A 19,869-nucleotide genomic window follows, 5' to 3' on the forward strand; every position below is an offset into this window, starting at 1 on the left:
ATAGCTAATGGACCGAAAAGTACCGGATCCGCAACGGATAATCCTAATTAAAATGACAAAATTTTGTACGTTGTGCCTTGCGCGACGTGATTAGGCCACATCGGCTACCTTGCCGGTTGCTTCCTGACCCTGTTTTTATCGTCTGTTTGCACTTGCTGCTGATCGGCAGCTGGTTAGGCAACGGACCCTTCGTTTTTTTCTTCGCTATCAGCCGCCATGCTTTCCCACGCCCACGAAGTTTTTCTGGAAGTTGCCCGGCAGTTGAGCTTCACCAAGGCGGGGCAGACGCTGTTTCTGAGCCAGTCGGCGGTGAGCAAGCGGGTGCGGGCGCTGGAGGAACACTACAAAACGGGTTTGTTCGAGCGACTCGGCAATGCAGTGCAGCTTACGGCAGCCGGCGAGCTGCTATACCGCAAGCTGCTGCTGGCCCGGCAGCTGCAACACGAGCTAGAGCAGGAGTTTACGGAGTTGAGCCCCGAGTTTCAGCCCCGCCAGCAGATGGTGATTGGGGCCAGCACCACCATTTCGCTCTACGTCATTCCGCCGGTGCTGTCGGCCTACCTGGGCCGCTACCCGCACACCCAGCTCACGCTCAAAAACCGCAATTCCGAAAACATCCTCAAGGCCCTGCTGGAGCACGAAATCGACCTGGGCATTATTGAGGGCATCCACAAAGTCAGTCACGTTACCTACACCCCGCTGCTCACCGATGAGGTAGTGGCCGTGTGCTCGGCCCGCAACCCGCTGCACCGCCGCGAGCTGGAAGCCCAGGACCTGCGCCGCACCCCCGTGGCCCTGCGCGAAACCGGCTCCGGCACCCTGGCCGTGCTGGAAGAAGCCCTGCAGACCCACGGTATCCGCCTCACCGATTTGCAGGTGAAAGTGCGCCTGGGCGGTACCGAGGCCCTCAAGAACTTCGTGCGGGTAGATACCTGCCTGGCGTTTCTGCCCCGGCAGTCGGTGATGAAGGAGCTGGCCGCCGGCGAGCTGGTGGAAGTGCCCGTGCGCGACCTGAACCTGGTGCGCCACTTCGATTTCGTGCAGCGCAAAGGCACCGAAAATAACCTGCCCTACAAAACCTTCGTGCAGTTCGCCCGGCGGTATTACGGCAACGCGAAGCGGTAGTAAAGCAGGGGCAAACCCAGAACGTCATTCCGAGCCTGCGACGAATCTCGTGTGCTGATGTTGCTTGCACCACACGGTGTAGAGACGCGACACTTCGCGTCTCGCCGTTGAACGACCGGAGCCGCACCAACCAAACAACCTCAGCAACGGCGAGATGCGAAGTGTCGCGTCTCTACATCATCCGGCTATCATTCCAAACGGGCATAGGCTATTCCAAGAAGGCGTTTGGTTTGGGCATAGGGCGGCGGGAGCTTTGCGTTCAACTCCCTGCTATGACCACCCTCGAAACCACTACCCACTCCCGTTTGCACGCGCTGCACTGCGCCGCCTGCCACGCCCCCCACGATGCCTTTACGCTGCAGTATGTTTCTACCTGCTGCGCCCAGCCGCTGCTGGCCCGCTACGACCTCACTGCCCCGCTCACCCCCGCCGACGTCATCAACCCCACTGATAACTCCATGTGGCGCTACCGGGCTTTGCTGCCCTTGCTCGATGATGCCAACCTCGTGACGCTGGGCGAGGGCTGGACGCCGCTGCTGCCACTGCCGCGCCTGGCCGCCCGCCACGGTTTGCGCAGTTTGCTGCTCAAAGACGAAGGCCAGAACCCCACCGGCTCGTTCAAGGCCCGGGGCCTGAGCATGGCGGTTTCCAAGGCCAAAGAGCTGGGCGTAACCGGCTGCATCATCCCCACGGCCGGCAACGCGGGCGTGGCGCTGGCGGCCTACTGTGCCCGGGCCGGCCTGCGCTGCGTAGTGGTAATGCCCCGCCACACGCCCACGGCCTTCAAGGAGGAATGCTACTGGTACGGGGCCGAAGTCCACCTCGTAGACGGCCTCATCAACGACTGCGCCACCCGGGTACGGGAGTTGAACGCCGCCGGCGAGCTGCTCGACGTCTCGACCCTCAAGGAGCCCTACCGCCTCGAAGGCAAGAAAACAATGGGCTACGAGCTGGCCGAGCAACTCAACTGGACGCTGCCCGACGTGCTGCTATACCCCGCCGGGGGCGGCACCGGCCTCATCGGTATCTGGAAGGCCCTGCGCGAAATGCAGGAGCTGGGCTGGCTGCCGCGCCACGCCAAGCTGCCCCGCATGATAGCCGTGCAGGCCGCCAGCTGCTGCCCGCTGGTGGAAACCCGCGCCGGCCGTCAGCCCAACTGCCACGCCTACGTGGGCCAGCCCTCTATTGCCAACGGCCTGGCCGTGCCCCGCCCCCTGGGCGAACCGCTCATGCTGGATGTGCTGGATGAGTCCAACGGCCTGGCCCTGGCCATCACCGACGAGCAGATGCTGGCCGGCATGCGCGAGCTGAGCCACCTGGAAGGTCTGTTCGTGGCCCCCGAAGGCGGGGCGCTGTGGAGCGCAGCGTTACAGCTGCTGCACACTGGTCAGATTCGGCCCGAGGAGCAGATTCTGCTGCTCAATACCGGTTCGGCCCAGAAGTACCTGGACAACGTGCTGGGTAGGGCAAACGGGTAATGGCTGGCGCGGTGTAGAGACGCGACACTTCGCGTCTCGTCGTTGCTGACGTTAGGTTGCTGAATAGTTGCTTACGTTGGGTTTATGAACGGTGTAGAGACGCAATATTTTGCGTCTTGGCGTTGCTGATGTTGTTATCGTTCAACGACGAGACGCAAGATATTGCGTCTCTACAGCCGGGCAACGAAGTGGTAGAGATGCTTCGACAAGCTCAGCATGACGTTCTAGGGTCCCACTTCCTAGCCAACCTCGACAACTAACTCCGCAGGCCCATCACCCACACGTATACCAGCGTGCCGCCCAGGAACGTCATAAACAGCGGCCCCTCAGCCGGCAGCGCCAGCGCATCGAAGCCGATAGCCAGCACACCCGCAGCCACCAGGCCCCAGCCAAACCACTTCGACTGCTGCCGCCGTTTCGGGAGCCACTGGCGCTGGGTGCCCACCAGCGGAAATAGCAGCCCCAGCCCCACAATGCCGGCCGTAGTTAGCGGACTGAGGTGGCCGTAGCGGCCCGCGCCCAGTAGGGCCAGGGCACTCAACAGCAAGGCCAGAAACTGGTTGGAATAGCGCGTGTCGGCTTCGCTGAGGGCAAAGCGGCCGTAGCGGTTGAAGCGTAATAGGGAGTTGAACAGCGGCTCGGCAAACCAGCTCATATAGACCAGCACTAGGTATAGCGGCAACAGACCCGGCACCACCCGCGAGAGCAGAAACAGCCCGATAAATAGGCCTTGCCGCGTGCCGGGGCTCAGCGTCTGGGTCCAGACCATGAAGCGGTAGAAGCCATTGTAGAGCCAGAAACGGGCTTTCAGGGCCGATACCAAGCCTTCGCGGGCGTAGTCGGAGGTGGGGTTGAGGTGCAGGGCTTCGCGGAAGTGGCCGGCGGCTTCTTTGGCGCGGCCGCGCTCCAAGGCCACCCAGCCCATGTCGGCGTGGGTGCCGGCGTCGGAAGGGCTGTGACGCAGGGCCTCATCAAGGTCGGCAGAGGCTTCGTCGTGGCGGCCGAGGCGGGCCAAGCAGCGCGCCCGTAAGCCCAAGCAGTCGACGTGGGTCGGGTCGACCTGAAGGCCGGCTTCGGCGGCGCGCAACGCGGCGTGCAATTGCCCCTGCTGAAACCGGAGCTGGCCCAATACGTGCTGGTAATCGGCGTCCTCGGGGTCAAGAGCCAGAGCTTCCTCAATTGCTTTTAAGGCCGCTGGCAGTTCATGCTGGCGCTGTAGCGTGGCGCTCAGCACGTAGAAGGCAAAGCTGTTTTCGGGGTCGAGGTGAATAGCCTGCTGCGCGGTGGTCTGAGCTTCAGGTAGGCGGGCCAGTTCCATTAAAGCCAGGGCCAGCATGCACTGCAGGTAGCTGTTGTCGGGGTCGTCGCGGAGTTGGCGGCGGGCTTCCTGCTCGGCCTCCTGGGGGCGTTTATGCTGCAACAACAGTTGCACGCGGCTAATCGACTGGTAGGAATCCATGGTATAAGGTAGAGAGCGGAAGGGAAACAACTAAAGCCAGGCCGGTGGTTACTGCCCGGCAGCCCAAGCGTGGCGAATGAAGTAAACCCCCACGCCAGAGGTTAAAATGAACAGCGTCACCGGTCCGAATGGCCAGGTATCTTCCCAGCACACGCAGGTAATGGTGGTGACCAGCACCAACAGGCTGCCGAGCACCTCTGCCAGGGGCGAGGTTTCGGGAATGGACCGCTCGGAAGCCTGCTTGAATGCTGCCCCAATGGCTAGGGCTACTGACGTGAGGCCGCCCGTGAGCCCCGGCCCCAGACTGCTTTCTGGTACGCCAAGCCAGACCAGCAGCCAGATGAAACCTGTCGCCCAGGCCAGCAGCAACAACGAAAACGCCGCTACCGGACCGTACCGCCGAAACGTTTGCTGCGCGTAGGGCCGGGTGGCAGCGGGGCGGTTGCGGAGCTGCCGCACCTGCGGGTGCAAGCGCCAGTACACGGCCTCGAACCCCATGAACAGCAGAATGGGCACACACAGCAGACTAAGCGGAATCAGAATCAGTAGAAAGTGCCCCCACGCTTTCAACTGCCGCTGTTTCGTTCCTTCCGAAATGAACGTAAGGTAGTTGTCCAGCCACGTTGCCCACCGGCCCAGCCAGAGTTGCTGCCGAATAGCCTGGCTGGCTCCTTGCAGAGCCGTGGCATCATTGGGGGCCAGGCGCAACGCCTCCTGAAAATGCGCCTGGGCCATTGCAAACCGCTTCTGCCGCATAGCTTCGCGGCCTAAGAGCTGGTGCGCTTTAGGTAGATTCGGGTGGGCGGCTACCAATTGCTGCAGCGTTGCGGCCAACTCCGGCCAGTGCTGCAGCGCATGCAGCGCACCCGCGCGCACTACCAGACACCCTGCATGCGTCGGGTTGTGGGAAAGTCCCAGCTCCGCGGCTCGTTGTGCCGCCGTCGGCTCGCCTTGGTGCAGATGCAGCTGGGCCTGAATGCTGAGATATTTCGGATTGGTGGGCTGTAGCCGAAGGGCTTCCTGCAGAGCCGTTTGCATAGCCTCCTGCTGCCCGGCCTGATCCTCAATGAGGCATAGCACATACAGGGCCTCACTGGCGGCCGGATTCAGCGCCAGTGCTTCCTGCACCACACTCCGCGCTTCGGGCAGACGGTTCTGCTGATACAGCGCAAAGCCCAGCATGATATATGCCTGCCCCTCCCGCGGATTGCGGACCAGCTGCTGCCGGAGCAGCTGCTCGGCCTGCACGGGGCGGCGCATATCCAGCAGATTCTGCACCGCGTCCTGCCACCGCGCTGCGGGGGAGTTGGGTGTCATGGGAAGGCTACTTTTTGATGCCCAGGTAAGTCAGAATGTCGTCGTAGGTACCGCCTTCATTGGAATAGAGGGCGTAATTTTTGGCCGTGGCAAACCACTCCTTGGTGCTGGGGCGCACCTGTTTGGCGGCGGCCAGCAAATGACTCTGCTGCACCGGCAGCGGTTTGCCGCCTTTCATCGACTCACGCAAGCAGGCTTCCACGGCCGTATCCACCACGGCCTGCAGGTCGGCACCGGAGAGGCCGGCGGTCTGGGCAGCCAGGGCGGGCAGGCGTAGGTCGTCGGCTACGGGCTTGCCGCGCAGCAGCACTTCCAAGATGGCCACGCGGGCGGGCTCATCGGGCGGGGTTACCAGCACAATCCGGTCGAAGCGGCCGGGGCGGCGGAAGGCGGGGTCGAGCTGCCAGGGGGCGTTGGTGGCGGCCAGAATGAGCACGCCGTCGTTGGAGCTGCGGGCCCCGTCCAGCTCCTCCAGAAACTGGTTGATGAGGGTGCGGCCGGCGCTCTGGCGCAGGTCGTGGCGGTTGGCAGCCAGGGCATCCACCTCGTCGAAAAACAGCACGCAGGGCGCCTGCATGCGGGCCAGCTCAAACAGCTCGTGCAGCTTCTTCTCGCTCTGGCCCATCCACATGTCCAGAATGTCGTTGATGCCGACGTGGATGAAAGAGGCCTTTACCTCGCCGGCCGTGGCGCGGGCCAGGTAGGTTTTGCCGCAGCCGGGCGGGCCGTACAGCAACAGCCCGCCCCCGGCCGCCTTACCATAGGCTTTGTAGAGGTCGGGGTGCAGCAATGGCTGAATCATTTTCATGCCGATTTCCTCTTTCACCACCTCCATGCCGCCCACGTCCTGGAACGTGATTTTCGGCTTCTCCAGGCCCGCAAACAGGGCGCGCTCGTCTAGGCCCTGGGCCGAAACGTGGGTGGCGTTGTAGTCGGCGGGGGCGCCGCCGCCAGCGGGCTGAGCGGCCGGGCGCAACCCCAGCTGCTCGTCGAGGTCCTGGTCGCGCAGGCTGCTGTCGAGCTGCAGCGCCTGCTGGTAGGCGGCGCGGGCTTCGTCGGGCGGGCCGCCGGCTCCGGCCAGCACCCGGGCGTGCAGCAGGTGGGCGCGGGCGTGGTCGGGGTGGGCACGCAGCACTTCTTCCAGCACCACCAAGGCCGCTGAAGTCTTTTGTAAGGCCGCGTAGGTTTCAGCTAGGCCCAGCTGCAGCTCCTCATCGTCGGGGGCCTGGCGCAGGCCGAGGCGGTAGTGGTCTTCAGCTTCGGTAAAGCGACCCACCTGGCGCAGCAAGCTGGCTACGTGGCGGCGCAACGGCACGTTTTCGGGCGAAAACTGTAGCGCGTCGAGTAAGGGTTGTATATCGGAGGAATTGGGCAGAGTCGCCATATAAATAGACTAAGATGAGGGCCGCAAGCTACAGGTTTCGCACGCAACTATGCTTCGTCAGCCCGGTAATGCCAGCCACTACGCTTTCTTAATCGGATTGTATGAATTGCTAATAGTGCCTATGAAACGAAAGGGGTGTATTCTGTTATATTCTGTGTAAATAGATAATTGGCCCTCTATTGGATAGGGATTTTAGAAAAAAATACCATGCTTGTGGTATATTGACCTCTGAAAATAAGGTGCAGTTACCCAATAAGCTTGTCATGACTCCTACATCTTCCTCCCTGAAACCTAGCAAGAGTCTGTTCGCGTTGGGCACACTGCTGGTGCTGGCACTGCTGGCAGCCTTTGTGCAGGTGCCGCACCCGGCTGCCGTGCCCGGCTCCCTCAACGGAGCCGATGTAGCCTGGATGCTCACGGCCACGGCTTTTGTGCTGATTATGACGCCGGGTCTGTCGTTCTTCTACGGGGGCATGGTACGGCCCAAAAATGTCATCAGTACCATGCTGCAGAGCTTTGTGGCGCTGGGCGTGATTTCAGTGCTGTTCTATTTTGTGGGCTTTTCGCTGTGCTACGGCGACTCCTGGCACGGGCTCATTGGCAATCCGCTCACGTTTGCGCTGCTGCGCAATGTGGGCACCGCCCCTAATCCGGCCTTTGCTGCTACCATTCCGTTCATCCTGTTCTTCGCCTTTCAGCTCAAGTTTGCCATCATCACTCCGGCCTTGATTACCGGCTCGTTTGCCGAGCGGGTGCGGTTCAAGGGCTATCTGGCCTTCATGGTGCTGTTCAGCCTGTTTATCTACTGCCCGCTGGCCCACTGGACCTGGCACCCCGAGGGCTTCCTGCGCAAATGGGGCGTGCTCGATTTTGCCGGTGGCACGGTAGTACATATTTCGGCAGGCGTGGCGGCCCTGGCGGGGGCAATGGTATTAGGCAGGCGCTCGGCCAACCTGCGGCCGACTTCATTTTCCACGCCCAACGTGCCATACGTGCTGCTGGGAACCGGCCTGCTGTGGTTTGGGTGGTTTGGCTTCAATGCCGGCTCGGCGCTGGGAGCCAATGAGCTGGCGGCATTGTCCTTTGTGAATACCAACCTGGCCTCGGCGGCGGCCCTCATTGCCTGGGTGCTGATTGAGGTAGTGCGCGGCGGCAAACCTACGGCCGTGGGGGCCTGCACCGGCGCAGTAGTGGGGCTGGTGGCCATTACGCCCGCTGCCGGCTACGTCGATTATGGTCAGAGCATCCTGTTTGGGGTGCTGTCGGCTATTATCAGCCACGCGGCCGTGCACTGGCAGAACTCCCGCACCACCATCGATGATACGCTGGATGTCTTTCCCTGCCACGGATTGGGCGGTATTGTGGGCATGCTGCTCACGGGTGTGTTTGCTGATAAGGTGGGCCTGATTCATGGCACCTTCACCACCTTCGGCTACCACCTGCTGGGCCTGCTCATCGTGATAACCTACTCATTCGTGGGGGCCTGGATCCTCCTTAAAATAACTGACCGTATCTTCGGATTGCGCGTAAAGCTGCAGGAAGAGGAGCTTGGTCTCGACCTAAGCCAGCACGAAGAATCCACTTACCACATCGACGAAGAATTTGAGCGCACATACCGTCGCGAACTGGCCACGGAAAACGCGTAACAGCAACACCGGCCACTGTAAGCCTCATACTCCGGAAAGTTGAGGTGCTCCCCTCTGGTGGTCGGTGGGTTAGAGAAGGGAATGAGGGGTACCCTAGTAGTAAGAAGGCCACCGGCGGGGAATCCGGTGGCCTTCTCTGCTTTTTACAGAACGTCATTACTTCACTCGCCCAGCTTGCTGAGCACAAACGACACCAGAAAGCCCAGTACGGTAATCAGCCCCGTAAAATTGTGGGCCACTTCGAAGGCCTCCGGAATCATGGTATCGGCAATCATGGCCAGGACTGCGCCGGCGGCCACGGCGGTAGTAGCGGCCACTACCTCGGGCGAGAAGCCGCTGAAAACCGTGTAGCCAACCAGGGACGCCACCCCCGAAATAACTGCAATGCCGGCCCAGAGCCCCAGCACATAGGCGGGCCGCCGGCCGGCTTTGCGCATGCCGGCGGCACTGCTCAGGCCCTCGGGTAGGTTGCTCAGAAAAATGGCCACTACCGCTACCATGCTAACGCCTCCTCCGGCCAGCATGCTTAGCCCAATAACAATGCTTTCGGGAATACCATCCAGCAGCGCCCCCATGGCCAGGGCCATGCCGTTGTCGTCGCCCGCATCAGTGCCTTCGGTTTTACCCTGCTGCACGGCGGTGCGTTCCTGGCCCTGAAGGTGGCCGGAGCGTTTGCGGTGCTTGGCTCCGTAGCGCGCCAGTAGCCAATTAGCCAGCGTATACACGGCCGCACCGCCCACAAATCCCAGCCCGGTAGAGTCGAAACCACCTTTTTTGTAGGCTTCCTCCATCAGTTCCAAAGAAAGCGTGGAAATAAGCACACCGCTGCCAAACGCCATAATGGCGGCAATAAGCCGCTGCGGTACTTTGGCAAAATAGCCAATGGCCGCGCCCAGCAACAGCGCGGAGCCCGAAACCAGGCCCCAGAAGCCGGCCACGGCCCAGGTGGGAAAAGCGTACATAAGCAGAGGGGAGAAAGGGCGGAAAACCGCCAGCCCAACGCCAGCGGTGACCGTTCAACGCCGGAATCTCCGCAAAGGATACCGTTAGGCGGCCCGGAACCGCATCAGCACTGCCGCACACTCGCTTTCGGTGAGGCCCGCTACTTCCACTTTCTTAAAGGGAGCCGTGTGGCCGCTCAGGAGTGTAACGCTGGATTTACTCACGCCGAACACTTCGGCCAGATACCCCAGCAGGCAGGCGTTGGCTTTACCATCCTGAGCCGGGGCGTTCAGCCGGACCGTTACGGTGCCGTCAGCCGCTATTTCCAGCTGGTTGCGGCGGCCGTTGGGTTTGGCTTTCAGATGCAGAATGGGCACGCGCTAGGCCGGATCGTTGTAGGCGTCGTACACGTTCCAGGCCCAGATAACGAAGGGCACGATAAGCGTCCAGGCCAGTAGAAAGCCGATGGTGCCGCCTACGGCCCAGATCAGAAAGGCCTTCAGAATCTGACCCTTGATAAGCTGACCCAGGCCTGGGACGAAGATGGAAAGCAAAGCGGGCAGGCCGTACGTGGTTTTCATAGCAGAGAGGAGTAGGAGGTGAGAAAGATGCAGAAAATTACGAAACCCGGCTCTGGCCGAACGGGCACCGTGCCAGCACCACGCACCGCCCGCAGGCCGGCGTGTGGAAGTAGCAGCACTTCTGCCCGTGAAACATCAGGGCTTCGTGGTGGTCATACACCAGCTGGGCGTCCCAGTCGGGTGGGAGCAGGGCCGCCAGCTGGGTATGAGCCGCCGCCTCGCCTACTTTGGGGCCGATGAGCCCCAGCCGCTGGGCCACGCGGTGGTGGTGGCTATCCACGGGCATGGCGGGGCGGCGCAGGGTGCTGAACAGCAGCACGGCCGCGCTGGTTTTGGGCCCCACGCCGGGTAGCTGCTCCAGCCACGCCCGGGCCTCCGGAATGGGTAAATCGGCCAGAAATTCCAGCTCGCAGGGGCCGCCGTCGCAGCGCTGGCTTACTTCGCGCAGTACCTGCTGGAGACGGGGTGCTTTCTGCTCGGGCCAGGTGCAGGGGCTGATGGCGGCCTCTACTTCGGCTACCGGGGCGTCGCGCACTTCCTCCCAGGTCGGGAAGCGGGCCCGCAGCTGCTGGTAGGCCCGGTGCGAATCCTGGTTGCGGGTGCGGTGGGAAAGCAGGGAGCTGATCAACTCACTAAGCGGGTCCTTGGTGCTGAAAAAAGGGAAAGGGGCTCCATACTCGGCGCATAGCTTTGCATGTACCCAAAGGGCTAACTCCTGACGCTCGGTCAGCGAATCGGAAAAAACAGACGGCTTCACCTGCCTGCCTACGCGAAGCAACGTCCTCATGGCTGTCTGAGCAGCAAACAAAATGCCCCGCTAGTGGGCCGGCGGGGCATTGAAGTAAACTACATCTGCCAGAACTACTGCCCTCGGTTATAGAGCAGAATGGCCTGTTTGATGCTGTTCTGCTGCTTACCGCCAATCACCAGCGGCACGATGGCCAGCGGAATAGCCGCGTACACCAGCGGCGACACCGAAAACCCGTTGCTGCCGCCAAAGCTGGAAAGTACCCCAGCCAGCAGCAGGCCGCCGGCTCCCACATAGCTGAGCGTGGTGTAGGTCTGGTAGCGGCGAGCGTTGGCCAGGAGCTGCTGCGAGCCAGGGCTGTCCTGGGTGGCCAGCTGCAGATTCTTGATGCTCAGGTCCTCAATGGGGCCGTTATCCTTGCTGAAATACTCTGTGCGCACCGTGCGGTAGCCACCGTAACCGCCGCCATAAGGGTAGCCCCCAAACCCGCCGTATCGGCCGTAGCCGTAAGGCGAGCCGAAGCCGCCATTATTCATGTATTGCTGGCTGGTGATGGAGTACAGGCTGATGCGGCCCACCCGGTCGCGGCGCAGGGTACTTTCGCGCTTGGAGCGGCCTGGCAGCGTGGTGCGCACGTAAAACCCGGTTTCGTCCTCATAGTAGCGCACATCATTCAGCTCGAACCGCTGCTGCCCATCAACGAGCAGGAAAGGGCGGCCCAGTAGCGGCTGCTTCAGCTCCACATCGTAGCCGCGCAGCACCTGGCCCGACTTCAACCCCACGGCGTAGCGGGTGGTATTGGCTGGCGGCAGCACCTGGCGCTGAGTACGGGCCGAATCGGGCAGGGCGGGTGGCGCGGCCAGCGTACGGGGCGCAGGCGCGCGGCGGGTGGTATCCGCCACGGGCGCGACGACGGTAGCCGGAGCCGGCGTAACGGGAGCCGGAGCGGCAGGACTGGGAGCAGGAGCACCGGGCAGGGTATTCAGCTCGCGGGGCGTTTGCTGGGCTAAAGCCGGAGCCGCCAGGGCGCACAGAGCCAGAAGGGGGAGGGAGCGGAGCAACATACAGGCAAGTAAGCAGAATGGCCGCAAATAGCCGGCCGGAAGATGAGGAAGAAGTGAGTTTTCAGCCCGCCCATGCACGTGCTGCTGAATGCCGTTGCAACAGCCGCCGCCGCCGGAAGGTGCCCGACAACTGACACGGCCGATACCTGAACGCAGCCGCCTCAGTTTCTGGTGTGCAACAGGGCAGCGGAACACTCAAAACGCCGCCCGACACGCACGGGCCACCCCACAGAGAGCAGCCCGTTCGTGTCGGGCGAAGAGCAATACTCATTCAGGAGCCGACAAGGCCGCCGCAGGTTGCACCCGGGGCCGGGTAAGCCACGTTGCTACAAGCCGGCTTAGCGCAGGAGCTTCTCCAGCAGGTTCATGCTGTCTACCATGTCGGGGCTGGATTCGAAGTCCAGGGGTTTGAGAATGTAGCCGCTCACGCCCAGGTTCTGGGCGTTCAGGCGGTCTACATCCATTCCTGAGGTGGTAATGATGAACACCGGAATTTCGCTCAGTTCGGGATGGGTACGAATTTCGGCCAGAAACTCATGACCGTTCATTTTGGGCATGTTCAGATCCAGCAGAATCACTTCGGGCAGCGGCCGGATGGCCTCTACGCCGTTGCTGCCCAGCAGCATATCCAACGCCTCCAAGCCATTGAAAGCCGTGTGCAGTTGGTGGGGCACGCTGAATTTCTCGAAGGCCTTTTTAGCCGTCATCGTATCAAAAAAGTCGTCTTCAACAAGCAGAACGGAGCGCATGAGAGTAGAGGTGAGAGGGTTTGGGGGTAAGAGAGTATGGGGGGCGAGAGGGTTTGGGGTAGGAGGATGTGAGCAATAACTCTTACCCTCCTACCCCAAACCCTCTCGCTCTAATTCTTCTGCCAGGTGAAGATAAAGGCTGCGCCCCGGCCTTCCTGGGATTCGATGTGGATGGTGCCTTTTTGCTCCTCCACAATGCGCTTCACAATGCTGAGCCCAATGCCGGTACTTTCAGCCGTGTTCCGGTCGCGCAGGGTCTGGAACATCAGGAATACCTTCTGCTGAAACTGGGGCGCAATGCCGGGGCCGTCGTCCTGCACCCGAAACTCGTAGCACTCGCCCAAGTCGCGGCAGCTCACGGTGATGAGGCCATCAGGGCGGTTGTGGTACTTGGCGGCGTTGCCCATCAGGTTGGTAAATACCTGCTGCAAACTAAGCCGGTCGGTTACCAGCACGGGCAAAAGAGTAGGGGTTTCTACCCGAAACGTGGGCGGAATAACCAGCTCCGTTACTTCACTCACCAGCTGCTGCACGTTCACTTGTTCCAGCTTGCGCTCGGTGCGGCCGGCGCGGGCATAGGCCAGCAGCCCGTTGATGAGGTCTTCGAGACGGTGCAGGCGGCCTTTCATCATGTCCAAGTACTGGCGCATCTGGTCACTGAGCTCGTGGGGCAGCTCGTCCTCAATCCACTTCACTACCGTGACTACCCCGCGCAAAGGGGCTTTGAGGTCGTGGGAAGCCACGTAGGCAAACTGGTCCAGTTCCCGGTTGCGGTTTTCGAGGGCCGTGAAGCTGTTGTCCAGCGTCTGGGTCATGTGGTTGAGGGACGTTGCAAGGTTGCCCAGCGTGTCCTGTTCCTGGTCCGAAATCTTCACGGTATAATCGCCCTGCACTACCCGGTTGGCCAGGCTCTCAATCAACTGAATGCGGCGGGCTACGTCCGCGTTGGTACGGGCCAGTTCGGCCTGCAGCTCTTCATTGGCCCGCAGCTCCTGGGTGATTTTGGTAAACAGCCAGAGCACAATAATAGCCGCCAGCACGGCCGATACCACAATGGCGGCCGGGGTAGTATTCTCGAAGAAATCCTGCCGCCGCCGCCGTTCCTTCAGCAGTTCCTGCTCCTCTTTCTGCACACGCATGATAAGCTGGCGCAGCTCCAGCTGACGTGCCTGGTCTAGGCGCACTAACCGGCGTACCGCCTCGCTGGATGGGGGCAGCATTGTCCAGCGCCGTAGGTAGGCAAACTCATCCTCGATGCTGGTAGCCAGCGTGTCGAGGCGTCTCTGCTGGCCAGCGTTGTCGATGGTCAGGCCCTGCAGCGCCGACAGGTCGGAACGGGCAGCGGGGATGCTGCTTTCGAAGCCTGGCAGGTAGGTGCTGTCATCGAGCAGCAGATACCCACGCACCTGGCTCTGGGCGTCGCGCATATGGCCGCGCAGGCTGGAGGCATTTTCCAGTACCTGGTACGTATGCTCTACCTGGCGCGTGTAGAACCCCAGCTGCTGAATACTGTACCAGGAAATAGCCGAGGTCAGCAGCAATACGCCCACGGCAATAACGAAACCCAGAATAATTTTGGTGTTGAGCTTGAGGCCCATAGGCAGGAGCAGGAACAGAAGGAGCGGAAAACGGCCGTAAGGTACGGCGGGTAGTTAGCTGCGCCTACAACGGCCGGCCGAGGCGGCGGGTTGGCTTCCGTATCTTTGCCCGAAATCCGGCTGGCTCCTTTGCCGCCGGTATCTGCTGCCATGCCCCTCTTCGACCCGATTACCTCGCCCCAGAATCCGCGCATCAAGAACCTGCTCAAGCTGCAGCAAAAGTCGTCGGAGCGCCGGGCGCAGGGGCTGACAATCATTGAAGGCCTGCGGGAACTCACCATTGCCCACGGCGCGGGCGTGGTCATTCCGGCTTTGTTCGTGTGCCCTGATCTGGCCGGCGCGGCATGGCAACAACAGCTGCAGGAGCTATTTGGCGGCGGTACTACCGAGTGGTTTGAGGTATCGAAGGCGGTGTTTGAAAAAGTAGCCTACCGGGAAGGCTCCGACGGCGTGCTGGCCCTGGCCCGCCCGCCCCAGCTCACGCTGGAGGAGCTGCTGCTGCCGGCCGCGCCGCTGCTGCTGGTGCTGGAAGCCGTGGAGAAACCCGGTAACCTGGGTGCCATCCTGCGCACTGCCGATGCCGCGCAGGCTACGGCCGTCATCGTCTGCGACCCGCGCACCGATTTGTTTAACCCCAACGCTATCCGCAGCAGCATCGGGTGCTCTTTCACGGTACCTACCATTGCCACCACCCGCGAGGCCCTGCTGACCTGGTGCCGCAAGCACGGTATCCGCACCTACGCCGCCGCCCTCACGGAGCATGCCGTGGCCTATACCACCTGCGACTTTCGGGGCCCCACGGCTTTGGTCATGGGCACCGAGGCCGACGGCCTCACGCCCGAACTTATGCAGGCCTGCGACCAGACCATCATCATTCCCATGCGCGGGGCCATTGATTCGCTTAACGTGAGCACTGCCACGGCCATTCTCACGTTTGAAGCCGTTCGGCAGCGGGAGTAGCTGGCCTTAGGGTGGATCCGGTTGCTGAGTTCTTATTTGATTGTCCGCTGCCAGCTCCATATACTGGCTCCCAGCACCAGAGCAGTACCCAAAGCCATAATGCTCAGCATCATGGTTAACGACCACGCATAAAGCAGACTGCCGGTAAGCACTACGCCCAGGCCCAGCCACCAGAGGGCTTCGGGGCCGGGGCCGGCGGTGTGCCAGACCGGCAGCGGTGCCGTCTGCCGGGGCGGGTACAGCACAAATTTGAGGCGCTGAAAATCATGGAGCAGCAGGCCCAGCGTCAGAATCAGAAAGCCGGTGGTAAAAAACGGCGTGCCCGTCCAGTTCAGCGACCAGGTAAGGAAAATGATGTTGAGCCACATGGGCACCAGCAGCACGGCCCCCAGCAGCGCAAAGCGGCCCGTCAGGAGCAGAAAGCCAATCAGCAGCTGGGCTACGCCAATAAACTGCGCGTATAAAACCAGCCCGTTTTCCGTGAGAAACGCGTGGTCCATAGGTGGCCCCATCAGGCCGGGCAGATGATTATCGGAGAGTTTGTACAGGCCTCCGCCCAGCATAAACGCCCCTAGCAGCAGGCGGCAGCCCAGCACGTATGCGCGCCGCCGCCACCCACCCAGCCGCAGGGCCAGTATCGTAGCTAGCAGGGGAAGGAGCAGGATAAGCCCATAGACTATAACAGGTGGCATAACGAAGGAAAGTTAAGGACGGCGAAAGATGGTCTTCCCAGTCTTTTGCTTCTCATCTAATCAACCAACTACTGCCCGGACGCCCGGAAACCCGCATTTCCCCGGGCTTTTGCCCGCCGCTTGTTCTCTTTAGCGCAGCAGACAAGTAGCTTACCACCAGATTAGTTCTCCGCCGCGCGCGGTAGCATGCACGTTCAACTGCTCATCGAACAGCCAGAAGTCGGCCGCGTAGCCGGCTTCCAGGTAGCCTAGCCGGTTATCGAAGCCTAATACGCGGGCCGGGTAGAGGGACGCCATCCGCAGGGCTTCATCCAGTGGAATGCCCACTTGCTGCACGCAGTTGCGGATGGCTACTGGCAGGGTCAGAGCCGAGCCGGCCAGAATGCCCTGCGCATTCACAAAATGGTTGGCCTGCTGCTGAAACCGGTAAGCGCCCTGCCAGCTGTCGGTCACGGCATCAGTAATCAGAAACAGTCGTTCCCCCAGAATCCGTTTGCTGATGCGCACCGAGGCAAAATCACAGTGTACGCCATCGGCAATGATGCTGGCCTCGGCTGCCGCGTCATCGTATACGGCCCCCACCAGCCCCGGCTCCCGGCCCTGTAGCGCCGACATAGCGTTAAACAGGTGCGTGGCGGCGGTAAAGCCCTGTTGGAAGCCGGCCGCCGCCTGCGAATAGGTAGCATTGGAGTGCCCCGCCGACAGCACCACGCCGGCTTCGCGCAATCGGGCCAGGACGGGGGCGGGGGCCATTTCCGGGGCCAGCGTCATCATCTTCAGCACACCATCGGCCTGTTGCAACAGTTCTTCGACTTCCGCCACGGTGGGCGTGCGGATGAACTCAGCCTGGTGCGCGCCTTTTTTGGCGGGGTTGATATACGGCCCTTCCAGGTGAATGCCCAGCAGCCCCGGCTGCTGCCGCTGAAACTCCCGGCCTGCTTCCAGGGCAGCCAGCATCATCTGCCAGGAGTTGGTGGGCATGGTGGCCAGTACCCCCGTGGTACCGTGCCGGAAAGAGTGGCTGCACAAAGTGGCAAGCGCCTCGGGCGTGGGCGTCACAGAAAAAAGCTCCCCTGCGGCCCCGTACACCTGCAAATCCAGCAGGCCGGGGGCTAAGCTCAGACCCCTGACGTCCACGGTGGGTACGTCGGTGGGGGCGGCCTCCTCGGGCAGTACTGCCTCGATCAGCCCATCCTTCACTAGCAGCGTATGGTGGGGCAGCAGGGTGGAACCGGTGTACACAAGGCAGTTGCGAAGCAGGTAGCGCATGAGGGCGGGAAAAGCCAGAGGCAAGGAGAGACGCGAAGTTGGCAGGTTCCCGGCAAACGTCCGCTGCTTATCTTGTCTCGGTTTCTGCCGCCGCCATTCTCATGCCGTTCCTAGCGCCTCTTTTCGTCCGTAAGTCATGGTGGCCCCGCCTGCTGCTGGGCGCGTTGCTGGTGGTACTGGGGTTTGGGGCCTGTTCCACCTCTGAGTTTATCACCGAAAATGCCTCTCTGCAGGCTCCGTTGGTACTGCGTTACCGCATCCAGAAGAATACCCGGCTACTGTTTAGCTACTACGATACGCTGGCTACCGAAGTGCTCTACCACGGCCGGCCCCTACTCCCCATTACTCTCTGTCAGCCCGATTCGGGTTTGCCTACGCTGGGACGGTTGCAGCGGCTGCCAGCGTATCCGGCCCGGTGGCTGCTGCGGGTGCAGTGCCTGGTGGGGCAGGAGCCGGTCAACATCGTGTATTTGCTGCGCCTGACTACCGCCGGGCCGCGCCTCTACCGCGTCGGGGCTGACAACTCCGGCTACTACTCGCCGCCTTTCAACCTGGCGGCCGATACCGGGGCCGTATGGGTACCGCGCACCGATACTTCCGGCACGCTCTTCGACCTGAAGCAGCTCCGGGGCTTTCCAGTGTGGTTTCCGGCTTTCCCCGATTCCATCAGGGGTAAGTTTGATGAGCCGACGGAAGTGCACTCCCTGGCCCCCGACCGGCGGACGCTGGCCCGCTTGTTCAGCCCAGATACGACCACCTCAATTCTCACAGACAATGGCCCGGCGCGTCGTACCACGGCCCACGCGCCGGCTGTGTACCTTGATGAACGTGACGTTACAACCGGCCGCCTGCATCGGCAGCATCTGCCCGGACGAGTGCTATCGGCCGAAAATCCTTTCCACAATACCCGCTGGCAGCAGGATTCCCAGGACCGCTGGCACATACAGTTTATCCCGTGAGTTCACCCATTGAACATCGTATCATGCACGTCCGAGGCCGGGTACAGGGCGTTTTCTTTCGCCAGAGTACCCAGCACGAAGCCCGCCGCCTGGGCCTTACCGGCACCGTGCGCAACAACCCCGACGGTACCGTCACCATCGAAGCCGAAGGTCCGGCCGCTGCCCTCGACGCGCTGGAAGCTTGGTGCCATACAGGCCCGCCGGCGGCCCGGGTAGACCAAGTAACGGCCACGCCGGGTGCGGTGCAGGGCCATCAAGAATTTAGCGTTCAGCGCTAAGTATACCTTCTCTACTATGAAAAACTGGCTGATTCTGCTGCTGGCCATTGTGGCCGAAACCATTGGCACCTCAGCCCTGAAAGCCTCGGAGGGATTTACCCGACTCTGGCCCAGTGTAGTAGTAGTGGCCGGGTACGCACTGGCCTTCTATTGCCTCAGCCTAACGCTCAAGGCCATTCCTATTGGCATTGCCTATGCCGTATGGTCGGGCGTGGGTATTGTGCTCATTACGCTGGTAGGAGTGGTGCTGTACAAACAGATTCCCGACCTGCCCGCCATTATTGGCCTGCTCCTGATTCTGACGGGGATTATCGTCATCAACGTCTTCTCCAAAACCTCCGCGCACTGAACCGAGTAAGATTGCCGGAAGTACGGGTGGTACCAGTTGCTATATGACCAGCCAGCACAGCTGCCCGTCTTTCATCACCAACCTGTTCATTATATCGGTATTGTACTGTCTTTACTACAGTTTCCGATATGAAGCCTACGCTTCGGCTGAAGCGGAGTGATTCAACCTCGGCGTCAGACGCGCCGCAACTCCTCCACCCACACGTCCAGCTTATCGGCAGCGTGCAGCAGGGGTGGGCCGGCCGGTGTGGACAGACCGTGACTTTCGACTAGTGTGGATTCCCAACGCGTAAGGGTGGCCTCGCGCAATGCCCAGGGCGCGTGCCAGAGCTGCCCCCGCCACAAACTATTCCCATGCTGCCCGGCGCGTACCGTATGGCCGGCCGTATAGAGGTGATACCGCTCAGTAAGGAAATGGGCCAAAGTGTTGGGCTGGGCCAGGGGCAGCGCGGCCCCCGGCTGCCAGGAGGCCGCAAACGTAGCCGCTGGCTCGCTGCGGTGCGTGCGCGTGGCCGTGGCGTGCAGCGTGCCGTCGGGTGTGTGGGTGAGCTGCATGCGGGCGTGCAGGTAAGGCAGATGAAACAGGGTGCGGGCGGCCCACACGCCCAGTGGCTGGGTAGCATCCAACGACAAAAACCACACGCCCGGCACCCCGTCGAGGCGGGCGTAGGTGCGCACGTTCAGCTCGTGCAGCGCGCTCAGGCCCGGCACGGCCGGCAAGCCCAGCGGCCGGATGTGACTCATGGTAAACGGCACTACGCCCAGCCACGCCTGCCCGTCGAACAAGTCCAGCTCCAGGCGCGGCGGCAGGTAAGGGCGCAGCACTTCCGGGCTTACAGGCCAGTGCGCAAACAGCAGGTTGCTCCACCGTTGCCGCATCAGGGGCCAGCGGGACGAGCGGACGGGAGGCAGATAATCGGACAAGGGAAGCAGGTGGGGAAGCGTGAGGCTCAGGTTGTGCGTACAACCGTGCGGCCGGTAAAACCTCCCGCAAGAATTCAACAATAAAGCCGGGATGTAGCTCAACACTACAACCCGGCTCATATCGTTGCCGAAATCAATATGAATCTAGCCAGCCTGCCGGTATACTACTCTTCCCGGTTTTCCAGCCGCTGCCGCAACTCCCGTACTTCGCTTTTCTACGTGGTTTGGATGTTCTGCACTGTATCATTAGCTCAGCAGCAGACAGTGGCGGCAACAAAAAAGGGACGCAGCCATCGGCTACGCCCCTTTTTACGGGCTGACAGCTACCAGCCACCAGCTTAGAAAAAC

General features: G+C 61.6%; 20 protein-coding genes. 7 read left to right on the top strand and 13 right to left on the bottom strand.

The window, feature by feature from the left end; translation table 11 throughout:
* The first annotated feature begins 216 nt into the window (after positions 1–216).
* A complete protein-coding gene (locus HSW_RS04820) occupies positions 217–1,125 on the top strand; it encodes a LysR substrate-binding domain-containing protein (RefSeq protein WP_044001044.1) in 909 nt (302 codons plus the stop codon).
* Positions 1,126–1,397: 272 nt separating this feature from the next.
* Complete coding sequence (locus HSW_RS04825; RefSeq protein WP_044001045.1) at positions 1,398–2,603, top strand: threonine synthase; 1,206 nt, start codon at positions 1,398–1,400, stop codon at positions 2,601–2,603.
* 256 nt (positions 2,604–2,859) lie between these two features.
* On the opposite strand, the gene HSW_RS04830 is transcribed toward HSW_RS04825, so the two are convergent.
* From HSW_RS04830 to HSW_RS04840, 3 genes are read right to left on the bottom strand one after another with little or no spacing between them, the layout of a single operon-like run.
* Positions 2,860–4,062, bottom strand: coding sequence for a tetratricopeptide repeat protein (locus tag HSW_RS04830; RefSeq protein ID WP_044001046.1), 1,203 nt, complete (start codon positions 4,060–4,062; stop codon positions 2,860–2,862).
* A gap of 48 nt (positions 4,063–4,110) precedes the next feature.
* Complete coding sequence (locus tag HSW_RS04835; protein ID WP_044001047.1) at positions 4,111–5,379, bottom strand: tetratricopeptide repeat protein; 1,269 nt, start codon at positions 5,377–5,379, stop codon at positions 4,111–4,113.
* Positions 5,380–5,386: 7 nt separating this feature from the next.
* Positions 5,387–6,763: an ATP-binding protein gene (locus HSW_RS04840; RefSeq protein WP_044001048.1), complete on the bottom strand. Its 1,377-nt coding sequence runs from the start codon at positions 6,761–6,763 to the stop codon at positions 5,387–5,389.
* A 263-nt stretch (positions 6,764–7,026) separates the two neighbouring features.
* Between HSW_RS04840 and HSW_RS04845 the strand changes: the two genes are divergently transcribed.
* On the top strand, positions 7,027–8,409 hold the full coding sequence (locus HSW_RS04845; protein WP_081768255.1) for an ammonium transporter: 1,383 nt from the start codon (positions 7,027–7,029) through the stop codon (positions 8,407–8,409).
* 161 nt (positions 8,410–8,570) lie between these two features.
* Here HSW_RS04845 and HSW_RS04850 read toward each other — a convergent pair whose 3' ends face one another.
* The 7 genes from HSW_RS04850 to HSW_RS22515 all read right to left on the bottom strand — a co-directional run bounded on the left by HSW_RS04850 (position 8,571) and on the right by HSW_RS22515 (position 14,091).
* Complete coding sequence (locus HSW_RS04850; protein WP_044001049.1) at positions 8,571–9,371, bottom strand: ZIP family metal transporter; 801 nt, start codon at positions 9,369–9,371, stop codon at positions 8,571–8,573.
* Positions 9,372–9,455: 84 nt separating this feature from the next.
* Positions 9,456–9,728 carry a DUF167 domain-containing protein gene (locus HSW_RS04855; RefSeq protein WP_052346125.1) on the bottom strand — a complete coding sequence of 91 codons (273 nt, stop codon included), beginning with the start codon at positions 9,726–9,728 and terminating at the stop codon, positions 9,456–9,458.
* A gap of 3 nt (positions 9,729–9,731) precedes the next feature.
* Positions 9,732–9,932, bottom strand: coding sequence for a hypothetical protein (locus HSW_RS04860; protein ID WP_044001050.1), 201 nt, complete (start codon positions 9,930–9,932; stop codon positions 9,732–9,734).
* A 37-nt stretch (positions 9,933–9,969) separates the two neighbouring features.
* Positions 9,970–10,719, bottom strand: a complete 750-nt coding sequence (locus tag HSW_RS04865; RefSeq protein WP_081768256.1) for an endonuclease III domain-containing protein — start codon at positions 10,717–10,719, stop codon at positions 9,970–9,972.
* Between the two features lie 74 nt (positions 10,720–10,793).
* Complete coding sequence (locus tag HSW_RS04870; protein WP_044001051.1) at positions 10,794–11,744, bottom strand: hypothetical protein; 951 nt, start codon at positions 11,742–11,744, stop codon at positions 10,794–10,796.
* Positions 11,745–12,082: 338 nt separating this feature from the next.
* A complete protein-coding gene (locus HSW_RS04875) occupies positions 12,083–12,493 on the bottom strand; it encodes a response regulator (RefSeq protein ID WP_044001052.1) in 411 nt (136 codons plus the stop codon).
* 110 nt (positions 12,494–12,603) lie between these two features.
* Positions 12,604–14,091, bottom strand: coding sequence for a sensor histidine kinase (locus tag HSW_RS22515; protein ID WP_052346126.1), 1,488 nt, complete (start codon positions 14,089–14,091; stop codon positions 12,604–12,606).
* A gap of 150 nt (positions 14,092–14,241) precedes the next feature.
* Here HSW_RS22515 and HSW_RS04885 point away from each other — a divergent pair, with 150 nt between their 5' ends.
* Positions 14,242–15,051: a TrmH family RNA methyltransferase gene (locus HSW_RS04885; RefSeq protein ID WP_044001053.1), complete on the top strand. Its 810-nt coding sequence runs from the start codon at positions 14,242–14,244 to the stop codon at positions 15,049–15,051.
* Between the two features lie 32 nt (positions 15,052–15,083).
* Here the strand turns inward: HSW_RS04885 and HSW_RS22520 are convergent, their stop codons facing one another.
* Together HSW_RS22520 and nagA are read right to left on the bottom strand one after the other, a co-directional pair.
* Positions 15,084–15,743, bottom strand: coding sequence for a DoxX family membrane protein (locus HSW_RS22520; protein WP_052346127.1), 660 nt, complete (start codon positions 15,741–15,743; stop codon positions 15,084–15,086).
* Between the two features lie 150 nt (positions 15,744–15,893).
* Positions 15,894–17,012, bottom strand: coding sequence for an N-acetylglucosamine-6-phosphate deacetylase (gene nagA / locus HSW_RS04895; RefSeq protein ID WP_044001054.1), 1,119 nt, complete (start codon positions 17,010–17,012; stop codon positions 15,894–15,896).
* Between the two features lie 101 nt (positions 17,013–17,113).
* On the opposite strand from nagA, the gene HSW_RS04900 reads away from it, so the two are divergent.
* The 3 genes from HSW_RS04900 to HSW_RS04910 are packed head-to-tail and all read left to right on the top strand — an operon-like array spanning position 17,114 to position 18,598.
* Positions 17,114–17,971: a hypothetical protein gene (locus tag HSW_RS04900; protein ID WP_044001055.1), complete on the top strand. Its 858-nt coding sequence runs from the start codon at positions 17,114–17,116 to the stop codon at positions 17,969–17,971.
* On the top strand, positions 17,968–18,249 hold the full coding sequence (locus HSW_RS04905) for an acylphosphatase (RefSeq protein ID WP_044001056.1): 282 nt from the start codon (positions 17,968–17,970) through the stop codon (positions 18,247–18,249). The genes HSW_RS04900 and HSW_RS04905 overlap by 4 nt, the downstream gene beginning before the upstream one ends.
* A 16-nt stretch (positions 18,250–18,265) precedes the next feature.
* Complete coding sequence (locus HSW_RS04910; protein ID WP_044001057.1) at positions 18,266–18,598, top strand: DMT family transporter; 333 nt, start codon at positions 18,266–18,268, stop codon at positions 18,596–18,598.
* A 173-nt stretch (positions 18,599–18,771) separates the two neighbouring features.
* On the opposite strand, the gene HSW_RS04915 is transcribed toward HSW_RS04910, so the two are convergent.
* A complete protein-coding gene (locus HSW_RS04915) occupies positions 18,772–19,521 on the bottom strand; it encodes a YqjF family protein (protein WP_197031942.1) in 750 nt (249 codons plus the stop codon).
* Between the last annotated feature and the right edge of the window lie 348 nt (positions 19,522–19,869).

Origin of the sequence: Hymenobacter swuensis DY53, assembly GCF_000576555.1 — a bacterium.
GTDB classification, from domain to species: Bacteria; Bacteroidota; Bacteroidia; order Cytophagales; family Hymenobacteraceae; genus Hymenobacter; species Hymenobacter swuensis.